Below are 15969 nucleotides of genomic sequence, written 5' to 3'. Positions count from 1 at the left end.
GGAAAAAATGGCTTTATTTGAATCATATGAAAGACGTATTGATAAAATTACCGAAGTACTGAACAGCTATGGAATCTCCTCTATCGAAGAAGCGGAGAAGATTACCAAAGATGCCGGTCTGGACGTATACGAGCAGGTGAAGAAGATTCAGCCCATCTGTTTTGAAAATGCATGCTGGGCTTATACAGTGGGTGCGGCTATCGCTATCAAGAAGGGATGCCGCAAGGCTGCGGATGCCGCCGCCGCTATCGGTGAAGGTCTGCAGGCTTTCTGCATTCCCGGCTCTGTGGCCGATACCCGTAAGGTAGGCCTTGGACATGGAAATCTGGGCAAAATGCTTCTGGAGGAAGAGACAGACTGTTTCTGCTTCCTGGCAGGACATGAGTCCTTTGCAGCTGCAGAGGGCGCCATCGGTATCGCGGAGAAGGCTAACAAGGTTCGTCAGAAACCGCTGCGTGTAATCCTGAACGGCCTGGGAAAAGATGCCGCGAAGATCATTTCCCGTATCAATGGTTTCACGTTTGTGGAGACAGAGTATGATCCCTATACCAACGAGGTAAAGGAGATCGAGAGAATTCCTTACTCAGAGGGGCTTCGCGCAAAGGTAAACTGCTATGGTTCCAACAGTGTACCTGAAGGCGTTGCCATCATGTGGAAGGAGAATGTGGACGTATCCATCACAGGTAACTCCACCAACCCCACCAGATTCCAGCATCCTGTGGCAGGTACCTACAAAAAGGAGAGAACCGAGGCAGGAAAGAAGTACTTCTCCGTTGCTTCCGGCGGCGGTACAGGACGTACGCTGCATCCGGACAATATGGCGGCGGGCCCTGCTTCCTATGGATTTACGGATACATTGGGACGGATGCATTCCGATGCACAGTTTGCAGGCTCTTCTTCCGTACCCGCGCATGTTGAGATGATGGGGCTGATCGGTATGGGCAATAACCCTATGGTTGGCGCCACTGTGGCTGTGGCCGTCTCCATCGAGGAAGCTGCTAAGGCGGATAAATTTTAAACCATCCTGCAGACATGGATTCTAAAGGCTTGAAAGTACCGTAATCTTTAGGGATTGCGGTACTTTTTCTGTTCTAAATGGCAGAAGAAGACATCTTTATTGAATCTTTGTCACGAGACATTGACGGAAGTTGAAAAAAAGCATATAATAAAACAATGTTCAGATGTATTGTTTCACAGTAATGAAATGTTGAGAAGCTATGAAGCCTGATGATAATAAATGGAAGCAGATTCCTAAATTGATACAGTAAAAGGAGAAACTCTATGGAGGAGAACAATCAGTACAGTCAGAACAATCAGTACAGTCAAAACGGGCAGAACAGTCAATATGAGCAGAACGGACAGTATTCAGATAATCAGTATGGCGGGCAGTACAGTCAGAATAATCCGTACGGTCAGAATAACCAGGATGCTCAGTATGGCCAATACAGTCAGAACCAAAATGGTCAATACAGCAATTATCAGGATTATACGGCAAATATCCCTTACCAGGTTCCGCCCAATTACGCAGCGGACAATGCGACCAACGGTCTTCAGATAGCCGGTCTTGTCTGCGGCATTCTTGCTATCTGCTCCAGCTGTTGTTACGGTGTCCCTGGATTGATTCTGGGTATTGCAGGACTGATCTGTGCGATTATGGGCAACAAACAGAGCAGCAACGGTGTGGGAACAGCAGGACTGGTCTGCTCCATTGTCGGTCTGATCTGCGGTATTATCATGTCCGCCTTCTATGTGCTGATCATATGGGAGGTCATTGAGGAGATAATGAATGAATCGATGTACTATTAGATGAAAAAGCAAAGGGATTTGGAGACAGAGCTTTTTCGGACAGGCCTGATTCTGGGGATGACCGGAATTGGAATATGGATTGTATATCGCTGCTGGCTTAATGATATATTGCCGCGTATTCCCTGCATGTTTGACAGGGTAGCGGGAATTTACTGTCCGGGCTGCGGCGGCACAAGGGCGGCAGAAGCCCTGCTGCAGGGACACATTCTCCTGTCTGTCTGGTATCATCCGCTTATTTTGTATATGGTAATTATCGGAGGCGGCTTTATGCTGACACAGGGATTACACAGAGCCGGCATCAGGGCGATAAAGGGCTGGAAATTTCATAACTGGTACCTTTATGCCGGTATTGTGATACTTGTCAGTAATTTCCTTCTGAAAAATATACTTCGATTTGTGTGGGGAATTACCCTGTAGTGAAAGTTACAGTCACTGATGTAACAGGAATGAGAAATCAGAAGAAAGGAAAGGGTAACAAAATGGATAAAAAGACAACAGATGTGGTAGCTTATTTTACAATTTTCGGATGGGTTGCGGCATATGCGGCCGGAGACAGAGAAGCGTCCCGCTTTCATCTGAATCAGGGGCTGGTAATAAATCTCACTCTGATTATCTTGACAATGCTGACACGGGTTCCCGTGATCGGGATTATGGCGTATGTGCTGGAATTTGCGGCAGTCATGTTCTGGATAATGGGGATTCTGTACGCAGTCAGAGAGCAGGAGAGTGAAATTCCCCTTCTCGGAGGAATCAGACTGTTAAAATGAGACAGAAACGGAAAAATTCATGCTGCGAAGTCTTTATGATATAAAAAGCCACCGACACAGGTGGCTTTTTATATCATATTTATAATCATTCATTTTCATATTCGATGGTCAGATCGGCATCTGTCGGTTCTTCTCCGTGAAGAAAAGAGATAATAATCTGGACCCGCTTGTAGGCCCTGGAATAATTTTGTCTGGCATATTCTGCGGTGTATTCATTATAGGAATCATTGCCATATGCCTCATGATAGCTTTTTACCGCTTCCGTCATATATTCGCTTGATTCCTTCGCCAGATCCTCCAGATAATCAAATTCATCCGGGAAATCCAGATTGGCAAAGGTCCGAAATGCAGCATCCAGATCGTCCAGATACCCTAAAAGTTCCGTGGTTGCGGTATCCGACTGTGCATCTATACCGTTAATGGAAGTATCTATCTCTGAGATTTTGGTGCAGAAAGCATCCATACTTTGCCGGAACCGGGTCAGTGCAGGATCCTCGCCGCAGGCTGTGAGTGCCATCATTACAATAAGTGCCGCGAAAATCATTTTTGCTTTCTTACACATTCCCGAACCTCCATCTGCATTCCTGTCAACAAAATTCTATTAAAATCTACCACATTCCGGATATTTTTGCAACTGTTTTTAATATTAAATTGGATAAATACGCCCCTTTACGAATAATTCATGTCTGTGGTATGATAATAAATGAATTTTTTCAGGAATGAGAGGATCCCTTTACCAATATGACAAAAAGTGAATTTAAGGATATAGCAAAACAGTATCTGTATCTTGACGGAGCCACAGGTTCCAATCTGGTCAGGGCAGGTATGCCCTCCGGAGTGAGTCCGGAGCAATGGATACTGGAGCATCCGGATGTAATGCTGGATTTACAGAGGCAATACGTGGCGGCAGGGACGAACATCCTGTATGCTCCCACATTTACCGCCAACAGAATCAAGCTGGCTGAGTACGGACTGGAGGGGCAGCTGGAGGATATCATTCGGAAGCTCACTGCAATTTCAAGACAGGCGGCTGCGGAGGCTCTGCAGCCAGTATATATTGCAGGTGATTTGACAATGACGGGAGCGCAGCTGAAACCAATGGGAAATCTGGAGCTGGAACAGCTGATTACCGTTTACAAGGAACAGATTGCCGCAATGGAACAGGCAGGTGTGGATCTGCTGGTAATAGAGACCATGATGAGCCTGGCTGAAACCAGGGCGGCATTAATTGCGGCGAAAGAAGTCTGTGACCTGCCCGTGATGGTGACAATGACTTTTGAGGCGGACGGAAGGACATTGTACGGCACGGATGCGAAGACAGCCGCTGTGGTCCTGGAAAGCCTGGGGGCATCTGCCATAGGTGTGAACTGCTCCACAGGTCCGGCTCATATGCGGCAGATTGTAGCTGATATGGTGTCATGTAAAAAAAACGTACCCATAATCGCTAAGCCGAACGCAGGTCTTCCCTGTCTGGATGATTCGGGGGATACCTGTTACAATATGAATGCGGATGAATTTGCGGAAGAGATGAAGATGCTGGTGGAGGCCGGCGCTTCTCTGCTGGGCGGCTGCTGCGGAACGACCCCGGAATTTATCAGGCGGCTTCATGATACTTTCGGAACCGGCCCGGTACCGGTCATAAAGCGGAAGGCAGATGGAATCAGAATGCTTTCTTCAGAGCGGCAGACCGTGGAGTTCGGACTGGAGGATGGATTTTTCATTGTGGGGGAGCGGATTAACCCCACCGGGAAAAAGCTTCTGCAGGCACAGCTGCGGGAGGGCAATTTTAATAAAGTGCTGCAATTTGCCGAAGAACAGGAAAAAAGCGGTGCCCGGATTCTGGATGTCAATATGGGGATGAGTGGCATTGACGAAAAGGCAGTTATGCTTCAGGCACTTGACGAAATCAGCATGGTGACAAATCTGCCTCTTTCTCTGGATTCCAGTCATGTGGATGTACTGGAAGCGGCGCTTCGCCATTACCCGGGCAGGGCATTGGTAAATTCCGTCTCCATGGAAAAGGAGAAGATGGATATACTGCTGCCGCTGGTTAAAAAGTATGGGGCCATGTTTATTTTGCTTCCTCTGTCCGACAAAGGGCTGCCGACAGATATTCAGGAGAAAAAGCAGATTATTGAGACAGTGCTGGAAAGAGCATACTCTCTGGGATTGCAGGATGAGGATATCATTGTGGACGGGCTTGTGTCCACTGTGGGCGCCAGCAAAAAGGCTGCTCTGGAGACGCTGGAGACTATTCGATACTGCAGAGAGAAAGGACTGGCTTCTGTCTGCGGCCTGTCTAATATTTCCTTCGGAATGCCAGAGAGAAGCTATGTCAATACGGCATTTCTGACGCTTGCCATTCGAGAGGGGCTGACCATGGCGATTGCCAATCCTTCACAGGAACTTCTGGTCAGCTGTGCTCTGGCAACGGATATGCTTCTGAATAAGGAAGAGGCAGATATCCGTTACATAGAATATGCAGGTACTGTGGCGGAAAAACGGGTTCAAAAGGAGACTGCGCTGCAGAGACAGATGCGGGAGGGCGTCTTGCAGAAGCCGCCGAATAAAGCGGCGGAACTCTCATCTCCAGAGTCGGAAACGGGAATCAGAGTGACGATTCGGAATTCGGTTCTGAAGGGGAATCGAAAGGGAATTCCCGACCAGGTTCGCGAAGCGCTTGCAGAGGGCGAGGAACCGTCCGTTTTACTGAATGAAGTGCTGCTGCCTGCGATCAATGAGGTGGGAGAGTTATTTGATAAAGGAAAGTATTTTCTGCCACAGCTGATTGCCAGTGGGGAAGCTATGAAAAATGCCGTGGAAATTCTGGAGCCGCTTCTGCTCCGGGAAACGGATTCCAGGGACAAGCCTGTGGTAATTATCGCAACAGTGGAAGGCGATATTCATGATATCGGCAAAAATCTGGTGGCGCTGATGCTGAAAAATTATGGATTTCGGGTGATTGATCTCGGTAAGGATGTGCCGAAAGAAGAAATTATCAGAGCGGCAAGGGAAAATCATGCGCAGATTATAGCGCTCTCTGCGCTGATGACCACTACCATGCGGAGAATGAAGGAAGTCATCGAGTATGCAGGAAGAGAAGGGCTGACTGCAAAAATAATGATTGGCGGTGCGGTTATCACGCAGGACTATGCGGATGAAATCGGAGCAGACGGCTACTCTGCAGACGCCGCCGAAGCGGTAAAGCTGGCCCGGAGACTGACAGGCAGATAATGCGCCCTCAGGGGGCTTTAAAGCAGTTACAGCGGGAAAACGTGTATGACAACATAATCAGGAGGATTTATATGACAGGTGCAGATGCCATCATTAAATGTCTGGAAGCAGAAGGCGTAACCACGGTATTCGGATACCCTGGAGTAGCAATTTGTCCTTTTTACAACAGCATATTGGAGTCAGAGATCAGAACAATTCTTATTCGAACAGAACAGAATGCGGCTCATGCGGCCAGCGGTGTGTCCAGGATAACAGGAAGACCCGGAGTCTGTGCTGTCACATCCGGACCGGGTGCCACGAATGTGATCACGGGAATTGCAACGGCCTTTGCGGACAGCATTCCCCTGATCTGTATTACTGGCCAGGTGAACAGTGAACTTCTGGGCAGCGACGTGTTCCAGGAAGCCGATATTACGGGAGCGGTGGAGTCTTTTGTAAAATACAGTTATCTGGTCAGGAATGTAAACGATATTCCCAGGATCTTTAAAGAAGCTTTCCACATAGCAAATACAGGCAGAAGGGGGCCTGTGCTGATAGATGTGCCGATTGATATCCAGAATGCGGTGATCAGCAGATTCAAATATCCCGAGGAAGTTTCTCTGCGCACGTATAAGCCCACGGTAAAAGGGCATGTGGTACAGATTAAAAAGGTTATCGCGGAACTGAAAAAGGCCAGAAGGCCTATTATCTGTGCGGGTGGCGGCGTTCTGCTGAGCGATGCACAGAATGAGCTGCGTAAATTCGCAGAGGACCATGGCGTTCCGGTGGTATCCACTATGATGGGAATCGGTGTCATGCCTACAGATCACCCGCTTTACTATGGAATGGTGGGAAATAACGGACAGCCTTATGCCAACCGTGCCATGAACGAATCGGATCTGCTGATTATGGTAGGTGCCCGTGTGGCTGACCGTGCGGTGAATCAGCCGGATATGATTACCAGGAATAAAGTACTTGTACACATTGATGTGGACCCTGCGGAAATCGGTAAAAATGCAGGCCCCACCATCCCCCTGGTAGGAGATGCAAAGCATGTCTTTCTGGACTTCGAGAAGGAGGAGTTCTCCTGCAGCTTTGAAGAATGGATTGCCGTGCTGAATGAATATCGCAATACGCTGGCCAAAACGCGCAATCCGAATTCTGCATATGTGGATCCTGCGGCATTTATTGAAAAGCTGACAACCAGGATGGCGGAAGATGCCGTCTATGTGGCCGATGTGGGACAGAATCAGATCTGGTCCTGTACTTATGCGAAGGTGAGAAAAGGCAAATTCCTGACCACCGGCGGAATGGGCACCATGGGGTATTCCATTCCCGCGGCTGTGGGCGTCAAAGTGGCGGATCCGCAAAGGCAGGTGGTTGCCGTATGCGGGGACGGTTCCTTTCAGATGTCCATGATGGAATTGGCCACCATGTGTCAGCATGATATTCCGGTGAAAATTGTTGTATTGAAAAACAATTGCCTGGGAATGGTGCGTCAGTATCAGCATTTTACCTATATGGATCACTATTCTGTAATTGATTTATCAGGAAGCCCTGATTTGGAGAAGCTCTCCGCAGCGTATAATATTCCCTTTCTGCGGCTGAAGGATATGGATAAATGCGAAGAAACCATCGATATTTTCCTGAAAGAGGACAAATCCATGATCCTGGAATGTATTATTGATCCCATGGACTTAGTGTAGAGACTGGGTATTGTGGGGCAGGTGTGCAGTTACGGAACTGGAATAGGAGGCAAAATGAAGACAAGAATATACTCTGTATTGGTGGAGAATCGTTCCGGTGTATTGTGTAAGGTGGCGGGACTGTTTTCCAGACGTTGTTTCAACATAGACAGCCTGGCTGTGGGAGAGACGGACGACAGAACCGTATCCTGCATGACCATTGTCAGCAGCGGCGACGAGAGAACCATCGAACAGATTGAAAAACAGCTGAATAAAAAGCTGGATGTAATTAAGGTCAAGACTTTTACGGAACAGCAGTGCATCACCAGAGAACTGATGCTCATCAAGATAAAATATAATAAAAACAATCGTCGGGAAATTATGGAGCTCTGCGAGATTATGAAAGCACAGATTGTGGATATGTCAAAGCATTTCATGATGATTCAGATCTGTGACGAGCCGGAGAAGATAAAACTTCTGATCAAGATGCTTCAGACCATCAGTATTGTGGAAGTGGCCAGAACCGGGACTCTGGCGTTATCCAAATGCGGAGAAAACGATGAAGGCTGACGGAGTGAGTAAAATGAACAGAAAAATCATCGGTATGTTTGCTGCTTTTGCAGCGCTTGTTCTGATCGCAGCTGCAGCACTGGGAGGAATCAAATGGTACCGGGCCCGTCTGAGAGCGCAGGAGAGAGCGCAATCGGGTATTGTGCTGGCATTTGACGATTATTCCCCCGATAATTGGGAACAGTATTTCGATTTGTTTGACGAATACGATGTCAGTGTAACTTTTTTTGTCAATGCCGCGTATCCCACGGAGTTCTGTGTTGCCGCCAGAGAACGGGGGCATGAGATTGGATGCCATACCATAAGTCATGCAAAGCTGACAGAGGCTACGGAAGCGGAAGTGTACGAACAGGCAATTGCTCCGATAGAGGCCTTCAGAGAAGCAGGATTTGAATTTACCACCTTTGCCTATCCTTACGGTGCCTATACCGAAGAACTCAATGAGCTGTTGTTACAGCATTACAATGTAGTGCGTGGTGCCTTTAAATGCGAGCCGCATGTCAAGGATTATATGCGGAGGGGATTTATGGAGTCCATGTCACTGGATAATGTAAACTATGAATCCATGGAACAATATGAAGCACGGATCATGGAAATTCTGACTGTCATGAGCGAGGCGGAGGGAGCGGTGGTGCCTGTCTATTCTCACACCATAGGGGACGGAGCGTGGAGTGTCAGTGAGGAAAGGCTTGTATTTCTTCTGGAAAAAGCCACAGAGATGGGGCTGAAATTTTATACGTTTCAGGAACTGCAGAAATAGAAAGGCCCGGGATTTCCGTTATTGACATTCCCTTCGGAACTTGATATGATAACAAAAAGCTTTTTTGAGGAAAAGAGAGGTGAAATGGAGATGCAGAAAAAAGTATTTCAGCTGCTGGTAAACAATACTTCCGGCGTCTTAAGCCGTATAGCCGGGCTTTTTGCCAGAAGAGGTTACAATGTGGAAAGTATTACCGCCGGTGCCACTGCCGATCCCTGTATCACCAGAATCACGATTGTGGCTTCCGGTGATGACGTAATCCTGGAGCAGATTGAGAAGCAGCTTGCAAAGCTTGAGGATGTCCGCAATATCAGAGAACTGAAACCAGAGGTAAGTGTATTCCGGGAATTGCTCCTGATCAAGGTGCGTGCCACCACAGAGCAGAGACAGAGCGTTATCGCTGTGACCGACATTTTCCGGGCTAAAATCGTCGATGTCGCACCGGAAAGTCTGATGATCGAATTGACCGGAAATCAGCAGAAAATAGACGCTTTTATCAGTATGCTGGACGGATATGAAATTCTCGAACAGGCCAGAACAGGAATTGCCGGTATGGGAAGAGGCACGGAACATATTGTATATTTGGATTAGCTCCAGGGTGACCTGTCAGTTATAAGAGCATGGCAACATGCGCTATTTTATGCGGCTGCAGGATTGTAACCATGCAGTCTTCAGCTAAAAAACGAATTGGAGGAAAGCAAAATGGCAAAGATTTTTTATCAGGAGGATTGTAATTTATCCCTTTTGGAGGGAAAAACCATCGCGATTATCGGTTATGGCAGCCAGGGACATGCGCACGCACTGAACCTGAAAGAGTCGGGATGCCATGTGATTATTGGCCTGTACGAGGGTTCCAAATCCTGGGACAAGGCTGTAAAGCAGGGATTTGAGGTATTTACAGCGGCTGAGGCAGCAAAACGCGCTGATATTATCATGATTCTGATCAATGACGAAAAGCAGGCCGATTTGTATAAGAAGGATATCGAGCCCAATCTGGAAGCAGGCAATATGCTGATGTTTGCGCATGGATTTAATATTCACTTCGGCTGTATCGTGCCTCCCGCCGATGTGGATGTGACCATGATTGCACCCAAGGGACCGGGACATACCGTGAGAAGCGAATATCAGGAAGGAAAAGGAGTTCCCTGCCTGATCGCTGTGGAGCAGGATGCAACGGGCAAGGCACAGGATATCGCTCTGGCTTATGCGCTTGGTATCGGCGGCGCAAGGGCAGGCGTTCTGGAGACCACTTTCCGCACAGAGACGGAGACGGATCTGTTCGGCGAGCAGGCGGTGCTGTGCGGCGGTGTGTGCGCTTTGATGCAGGCCGGCTTTGAGACTCTGGTGGAAGCCGGATATGACGAGAGAAATGCCTATTTCGAGTGCATTCATGAGATGAAGCTGATTGTGGATCTGATCTATCAGAGTGGTTTTGCGGGAATGAGATATTCCATTTCCAACACTGCGGAGTACGGCGATTATATTACGGGACCGAAGCTGATTACGGAAGAGACCAAAAAGACCATGAAAAAGATTCTCAGCGACATTCAGGACGGGACATTTGCAAAGGAATTCCTGCTTGATATGTCACCTGCAGGCCGCCAGGTTCATTTCAAGGCTATGAGAAAGCTGGCCTCCGAGCATCCTTCCGAGAAGGTCGGCGAAGAGATCAGAAAGCTCTACAGCTGGAATAACGAGGATGACAAACTTATCAATAATTAAGTCATTTATATACAGACGACTGCTTCATCGGGCAGTCGTCTTTTCCTTTCTGTTGTTTTATAAATATCTTAAGATTTTCTTGGGAAATCTCTGCAGCTTTCATTTATTTTTCTCACATATACTATATTCAACACAGAAGAAACGGGAGGAAGCAATTTATGGATTTATCTTCTCTGACCTACTATTTTACCAGATATGGAGCAGTTGCCATATTTATAATCGTACTGTTGGAATATCTGAATCTTCCGGGATTTCCGGCAGGAATCATCATGCCGCTATCCGGTGTCATGGCAGCCAGGGGAAATATTCACTTTTTCTGGGTGATGGTCATTTCCGTTGCAGCCGGATTGCTGGGAAGTCTGATCCTGTATGTACTGGGCCGTAAAGGCGGCGATCTCTTTCTGAAGGCGTATGTCAGGAAATTTCCGAAGCAGAAAGAGGTATTGGAGAAAAATCTGGAATGGATACGGAAGAAGGGCTGTATGGGGGTATTTCTCGGGAAATTGATTCCCATGATCAGGACCATCGTTTCCATCCCCGCAGGTGTAATCAGGATGGATCTGATGAAATATATCATCAGCTCTACCTGCGGCATTATAATCTGGAATTTTGTGTTTGTGGGTGCAGGATATGTGATGGGAGATCAGATTTTTCAGCTGTTGGGAGCTGTATAAAAGTAGAAAGCTGACAATGTCAGAGAGAAATCAGATGTGGGAAGGATGAAGCAGATATGAGAGTAGCGTTGATGACCAATAATTATAAGCCGATTATAGGCGGAGTTCCCATTTCCATCGAACGGCTGGCCGCCGGATTGGTCAGAATGGGGCATGAAGTGACGATTTTTGCTCCTTCTTATGCAAAGTCGGAGGAAACAGAACAGCAGGATGTGGAACTGACAAATTCCGCAGAATCAGGAATCTGCGAGGAACAGGTATTCCGATATGCTACGGCTTTGAAGCATTTTATCGGGGGCATTGTACTGCCGAATCCATTTGATATAAATATTGAGCGGGAATTCAGGAAAAAGTCCTATGATATCATTCATGTCCATCATCCCATGCTCATTGGCAGAACCGCTGTATATTTATCGGGAAAATATAAGATTCCCCTGGTATTTACCTATCACACCAGATATGAGCAATATGTAAAATACTATACCCACGGAATTGGCAGAGTAGATAAAATCATGCCTCTTTACTTACGCACATTTCTGCGGCATTGTGATTTTGTGTTCGCCCCGACAGGCGGAATGCAGCAGTATCTGACAGAAAAATGCAGAGTATCCCCGGAAAAAACAGGTGTTCTACCCACGGGGATTGATGAGAAAACCTTTACAGCGACTCCGGAGCAGGGAGATGAAGTCCGGGCTTTTTACCAGGCGGAGCGAATGCCGCTTCTCCTCACGGTGTCCAGGATGGCACAGGAGAAAAATGTGGCATTTCTGCTGGAAAGTCTGGCAAAAGTAAAGTCGCTTTACGGGAAGCCTTTTCGAATGCTGATGATTGGGGAAGGGCCGGACAAAAATATGCTGAAAATGCGCAGTGAAGAACTTGGCCTGGAAGACACGGTGATTTTTACCGGTACAGTTCCAAATGAAAGGATTGCTCCCTATTATAAGGCAGCGGACGGATTTCTGTTTGCATCCAGGACAGAGACGCAGGGAATTGTAGTTCTGGAGGCTTTTGCCGGTGGAACTCCTGTAATCGCAGTGAAGGCCACGGGAGTGGAAGATGTGGTGGACGATGGAATTAATGGTTTTCTTACCGGGGAGGACACAGACGAATACGCCGGGAAGGTTACAGAATTTCTGAATCTGCTGCAGGGAGAGGATACAGGCTGTATGTCCTGTGAAAAACTGTCAGCAAACGCCTTTCAAAAAAGCAGTCTTTATCGTGAAGAAGCAGTTGCCAGAAAAGCCGTTCGTTATTATAATGATGTTATTGCACAAAAGGCGATACAAAAAAAGCGGGATATACGGCTGCTGCCGGCTGGGTAAAGCAGCTGACACCGGAAAAATTGCCGGTATTTTATCAGAAACCGCGGACAAAACGGAGGGCAGTAGTATATGGAACAGAAATATCATGTTCTGGTGGTAGAGGATGATAAAGAAATAAGGGAAGGGGTTGAAATTTATCTGAGGAATCAGGGATACGAAGTATTCCAGGCGGCAAACGGAGCAGAAGGGCTGAAGATAATCGAGCGGGAGGAGATCCATCTGGCCATAGTAGATATTATGATGCCGGTGATGGATGGCGTCACCATGCTCATGAAGCTCAGGTCAAAAGAATATGAATTCCCCGTGATTATGCTGTCTGCCAAGTCCGAGGAAGTGGATAAAATAATGGGGCTGAATATGGGGGCTGACGACTATGTGACAAAACCGTTCACTCCTCTGGAGCTGCTGGCCAGAGTGAACTCACATCTGCGCAGATACTCCAAATATCTGTCAGTAAAGGAAGACGGAAATCAGGATCACATTTATACCATCGGCGGACTGGAGCTGAACGAAGACACCGTGGAAGTAAGCGTGGACGGAGAGCCGGTGAAACTTACCCCCATGGAATTCAAGATTGTACAACTGTTGATTAAAAATCCGGGCAGAGTGTTTTCGGCAGATGAAATTTATGAGCGTATCTGGAATGAGAAAGCGGTAAATACAGATACCATCATGGTACATGTAAGAAATATTCGGGAGAAAATCGAAATTGATCCCAGGAATCCGAAATATCTGAAGGTAGTCTGGGGAGTCGGATATAAAATAGACAGACAGTAAGGACAGAGCAGACAATGTAATGTATAAAAGAGCAGAAATACATGTCTGTAATCTGGGACGGAAAGGCATGGGGGTTTGTATGGATTTTAATCAGGAAAAAGAACAGATGGAGGTACAGAAGGAGCTGCCGGAAGAAAATAATATCCAAAGAAGCAGTTCAGAAAAAGCAATTGTCCGCAGGGCTTACCGGAGCAGACCATGGCTTTATCAGGGAATTGCCATAAGCCTCGTAGCTGCAATGATTTTCAGCTGTTTTTACGGGGTGTTCCGCTCCAGGGCAAAAGAATATGAAGAAAGCCCCCTGGAGACCACGGCGAATATTGCGTGGCTATATCAGAGCTGTTACCTGCTTTACCGGGATCTGTATAATGCTCAGCACGAAGAAATTCTGGATTATACTGATATTTACCTGGAGATGGACGAGGCATACAGTTGGATCCTGGATGAAAAGCAAAGGACAGAATATGGTATTTTGCTAAACCTTGTTGAAGAATCCAGGGCTTTTGAGGAATACCTGTCCCAGAGCAGTCTGGATGAGAACTGGCTGGAGAATGCCATACAGCAGGGGATTCTGGATGAAAACCTGATAAATGACTATATTGCCGGAGGAAGTCTGGACAGCAGCTGGCTGGAAAGATACAGAGACGGAAGCGGCACATACAATCTGAACAGAGAAGCATATTCCGGTCTGAATGAGACAATTGTAAATATGGAGACATATTTTGCAAATCTGGAGGCAGGCTTCAAAACGCTCAACAATAGCTATGATTACATTATCGAGGACCGGATTACCGGCAAATATCTTACCAATATGTCCGTGGATGACAGGAATCGAAGTGCAGAAGCACAGTATTTTCAGCTCAGCTTTACTTTTGACAGTCTCGGCAATGTAAGCATCGGTGACACCATATGCGGAAAAAATGAGAGCTATGTCCGGAAATATGCCAATGAAGCAATTCGGGAAAGCTCTCTGGCCGGTCTGGCAGGGGATGCTGTTTTATTGAGTAAATATGTGAAAATCAGACAGCCGGTGGATTGTACCATTACCTTTGCGGTTTCCAAAGAAGCATGGGATACCAGAAACGGCGGCTTTTATGTGGGAACATTTGCCTCCAATACGAACTATGAATTTGATATTCAATATTATTCATCTTATTATAATGATTATATACATGCCTACTATGAGATAGGATTGCCTGGGATTCTGCTCCTGTGCATGCTGTTCATGGCATTGCTGGGGCTGTTACTGCCCATACCGCATCATACAAAGCCCTGGAAAAGTGAAAAAATATGTGCCCTGTCTTTTGAGCTGCTTTTCGGCATCGGCATTATCATATTCCTTTTAATGATGCCGATAATGGCTCTGATCGGCAATGTGGCCAGCGGCCAGGCAGGGGGGGCATTTGGAGAATATCTGGGAATTCCGTCTAAGGCTGCGAATCTTCTGGTGGGAATCATTAACCTGACGGCGCTTATGCTGTTTTTCTTCAGCTGCTGGTACATTGGCATATGTACCAGAGCGGTGAAGGAGCTGGGATTGAGAGAATATATTAAACAGAGAAGCCTGATTTACAGCTTTTTTCCATATATGAAAAGAAAGGCATTGGATGTCTACAATTCATTCTCACACATGGACTTGACTCGTAATGCCAACAGGGGAATTATCAAGCTGCTGCTGGTAAACGGCATTGTACTGTTCCTGATCAGCTGTCTGTGGTACGGAGGCTTTGCCATCACCTTGGTATATTCTCTGTTATTGTATCTGGTGCTGCGAAAGTACATCAGTCAGCTGCAGAAGAGATACGGTATTCTGCTCAAGGCAGTGGATGAAATTGCGGAGGGCAATCTGAATGTAACCATCAATGAAGACCTGGGAGTATTCGAACCTTTTCGGGAACAGATTTTCAAAATTCAGGATGGTCTCCAGAAAGCTGTGGATGTGGAGGTGAAAAGCCAGAGGATGAAGGTGGAACTGGTGACCAATATGTCTCATGACCTGAAGACGCCGCTCACCGCCATCATTACTTATGTCAATCTCCTGAAGGAAGATATCACCGAAACACAGCGGAGAGAATATCTGGCCATACTGGAGCGGAAATCCCTGCGGCTGAAAAGTCTGATTGAAGATTTGTTTGAATTCAGCAAGGCCAATTCCCAGAATATCACACTGAACATTATGGATGTGGACATTATGAATCTGGTGAAACAGGTGGCATTTGAAATGTCGGATAAGATCGATGAAGCAGGATTGGATGTGCGGATGAATCTAACGGAGGAGAAGATTATTCTGCCGCTGGATAATCAGAAAACCTATCGTATATTCGAAAATCTGTTCGGCAACATTGCAAAATATGCCCTCACCGGAACCAGAGTCTATGTAAATGGTTTCCGCATTGACGATACAGTGGTTATCACGCTGAAAAACATTTCCGCTCAGGAGATTACAGTGGATACTTCCGAACTGACAGAACGTTTTGTGAGAGGAGACACTTCCAGAAATACGGAGGGCAGCGGGCTGGGCCTTGCCATAGCGAAAAGCTTTACCGAGCTGCAGGGCGGGGAACTGTCGCTGGAAGTGGATGGAGATTTGTTTAAAGTTACTACTACATGGCATATCTTGCCTGGACGACAATGATACAGTCGTTCCGGGGAATAAAATAATCAAATCCGGTC

General features: G+C 46.9%; 15 protein-coding genes. 14 read left to right on the top strand and 1 reads right to left on the bottom strand.

Annotated features, from left to right (window positions below):
• Window positions 1-7 precede the first annotated feature (7 nt).
• The 4 genes from NSB25_RS11780 (at window position 8) to NSB25_RS11765 (ending at window position 2573) form a co-directional block, all read left to right on the top strand.
• Window positions 8-1018 carry a GGGtGRT protein gene (locus NSB25_RS11780; RefSeq protein ID WP_103239840.1) on the top strand — a complete coding sequence of 337 codons (1011 nt, stop codon included), beginning with the start codon at window positions 8-10 and terminating at the stop codon, window positions 1016-1018.
• Between the two features lie 263 nt (window positions 1019-1281).
• Window positions 1282-1806 carry a DUF4190 domain-containing protein gene (locus NSB25_RS11775; protein WP_103239839.1) on the top strand — a complete coding sequence of 175 codons (525 nt, stop codon included), beginning with the start codon at window positions 1282-1284 and terminating at the stop codon, window positions 1804-1806.
• Window positions 1807-2223: a DUF2752 domain-containing protein gene (locus NSB25_RS11770; protein ID WP_103239838.1), complete on the top strand. Its 417-nt coding sequence runs from the start codon at window positions 1807-1809 to the stop codon at window positions 2221-2223. It abuts the gene before it with no gap.
• A 62-nt stretch (window positions 2224-2285) separates the two neighbouring features.
• A complete protein-coding gene (locus NSB25_RS11765) occupies window positions 2286-2573 on the top strand; it encodes a hypothetical protein (protein ID WP_146040041.1) in 288 nt (95 codons plus the stop codon).
• Window positions 2574-2658: 85 nt separating this feature from the next.
• Here the strand turns inward: NSB25_RS11765 and NSB25_RS11760 are convergent, their stop codons facing one another.
• On the bottom strand, window positions 2659-3135 hold the full coding sequence (locus NSB25_RS11760) for a hypothetical protein (protein WP_103239836.1): 477 nt from the start codon (window positions 3133-3135) through the stop codon (window positions 2659-2661).
• A gap of 179 nt (window positions 3136-3314) precedes the next feature.
• Here NSB25_RS11760 and NSB25_RS11755 point away from each other — a divergent pair, with 179 nt between their 5' ends.
• The 10 genes from NSB25_RS11755 (at window position 3315) to NSB25_RS11710 (ending at window position 15931) form a co-directional block, all read left to right on the top strand.
• The gene (locus tag NSB25_RS11755; protein WP_103239835.1) at window positions 3315-5807 is read left to right on the top strand and encodes a homocysteine S-methyltransferase family protein; all 2493 of its coding nucleotides are present in this window, start codon (window positions 3315-3317) and stop codon (window positions 5805-5807) included.
• Window positions 5808-5878: 71 nt separating this feature from the next.
• Window positions 5879-7492 (top strand): biosynthetic-type acetolactate synthase large subunit, encoded by a 1614-nt coding sequence (gene ilvB / locus NSB25_RS11750; protein ID WP_103239881.1) that lies wholly within the window; start codon window positions 5879-5881, stop codon window positions 7490-7492.
• 54 nt (window positions 7493-7546) lie between these two features.
• Window positions 7547-8041: an acetolactate synthase small subunit gene (gene ilvN / locus NSB25_RS11745; protein WP_103239834.1), complete on the top strand. Its 495-nt coding sequence runs from the start codon at window positions 7547-7549 to the stop codon at window positions 8039-8041.
• Window positions 8042-8054: 13 nt separating this feature from the next.
• Window positions 8055-8801: a polysaccharide deacetylase family protein gene (locus NSB25_RS11740; RefSeq protein WP_172455098.1), complete on the top strand. Its 747-nt coding sequence runs from the start codon at window positions 8055-8057 to the stop codon at window positions 8799-8801.
• A 90-nt stretch (window positions 8802-8891) separates the two neighbouring features.
• Window positions 8892-9392, top strand: coding sequence for an acetolactate synthase small subunit (ilvN, locus tag NSB25_RS11735; protein ID WP_103239880.1), 501 nt, complete (start codon window positions 8892-8894; stop codon window positions 9390-9392).
• A 111-nt stretch (window positions 9393-9503) separates the two neighbouring features.
• Complete coding sequence (gene ilvC / locus NSB25_RS11730) at window positions 9504-10523, top strand: ketol-acid reductoisomerase (RefSeq protein WP_103239832.1); 1020 nt, start codon at window positions 9504-9506, stop codon at window positions 10521-10523.
• 158 nt (window positions 10524-10681) lie between these two features.
• The gene (locus tag NSB25_RS11725) at window positions 10682-11197 is read left to right on the top strand and encodes a DedA family protein (RefSeq protein WP_103239831.1); all 516 of its coding nucleotides are present in this window, start codon (window positions 10682-10684) and stop codon (window positions 11195-11197) included.
• A 56-nt stretch (window positions 11198-11253) separates the two neighbouring features.
• Window positions 11254-12519, top strand: coding sequence for a glycosyltransferase (locus tag NSB25_RS11720; protein WP_103239830.1), 1266 nt, complete (start codon window positions 11254-11256; stop codon window positions 12517-12519).
• A gap of 69 nt (window positions 12520-12588) precedes the next feature.
• Window positions 12589-13296, top strand: coding sequence for a response regulator transcription factor (locus NSB25_RS11715; protein ID WP_103239829.1), 708 nt, complete (start codon window positions 12589-12591; stop codon window positions 13294-13296).
• Between the two features lie 79 nt (window positions 13297-13375).
• Complete coding sequence (locus tag NSB25_RS11710; RefSeq protein WP_172455097.1) at window positions 13376-15931, top strand: sensor histidine kinase; 2556 nt, start codon at window positions 13376-13378, stop codon at window positions 15929-15931.
• The last annotated feature ends 38 nt before the right edge of the window (window positions 15932-15969 follow it).

This window comes from Acetatifactor muris, assembly GCF_024623325.1.
GTDB lineage: Bacteria > Bacillota > Clostridia > Lachnospirales > Lachnospiraceae > Acetatifactor > Acetatifactor muris.
The sequence above is the reverse complement of the archived record's forward strand: the minus strand, read 5'-3'. Positions and strand labels throughout refer to the sequence as shown.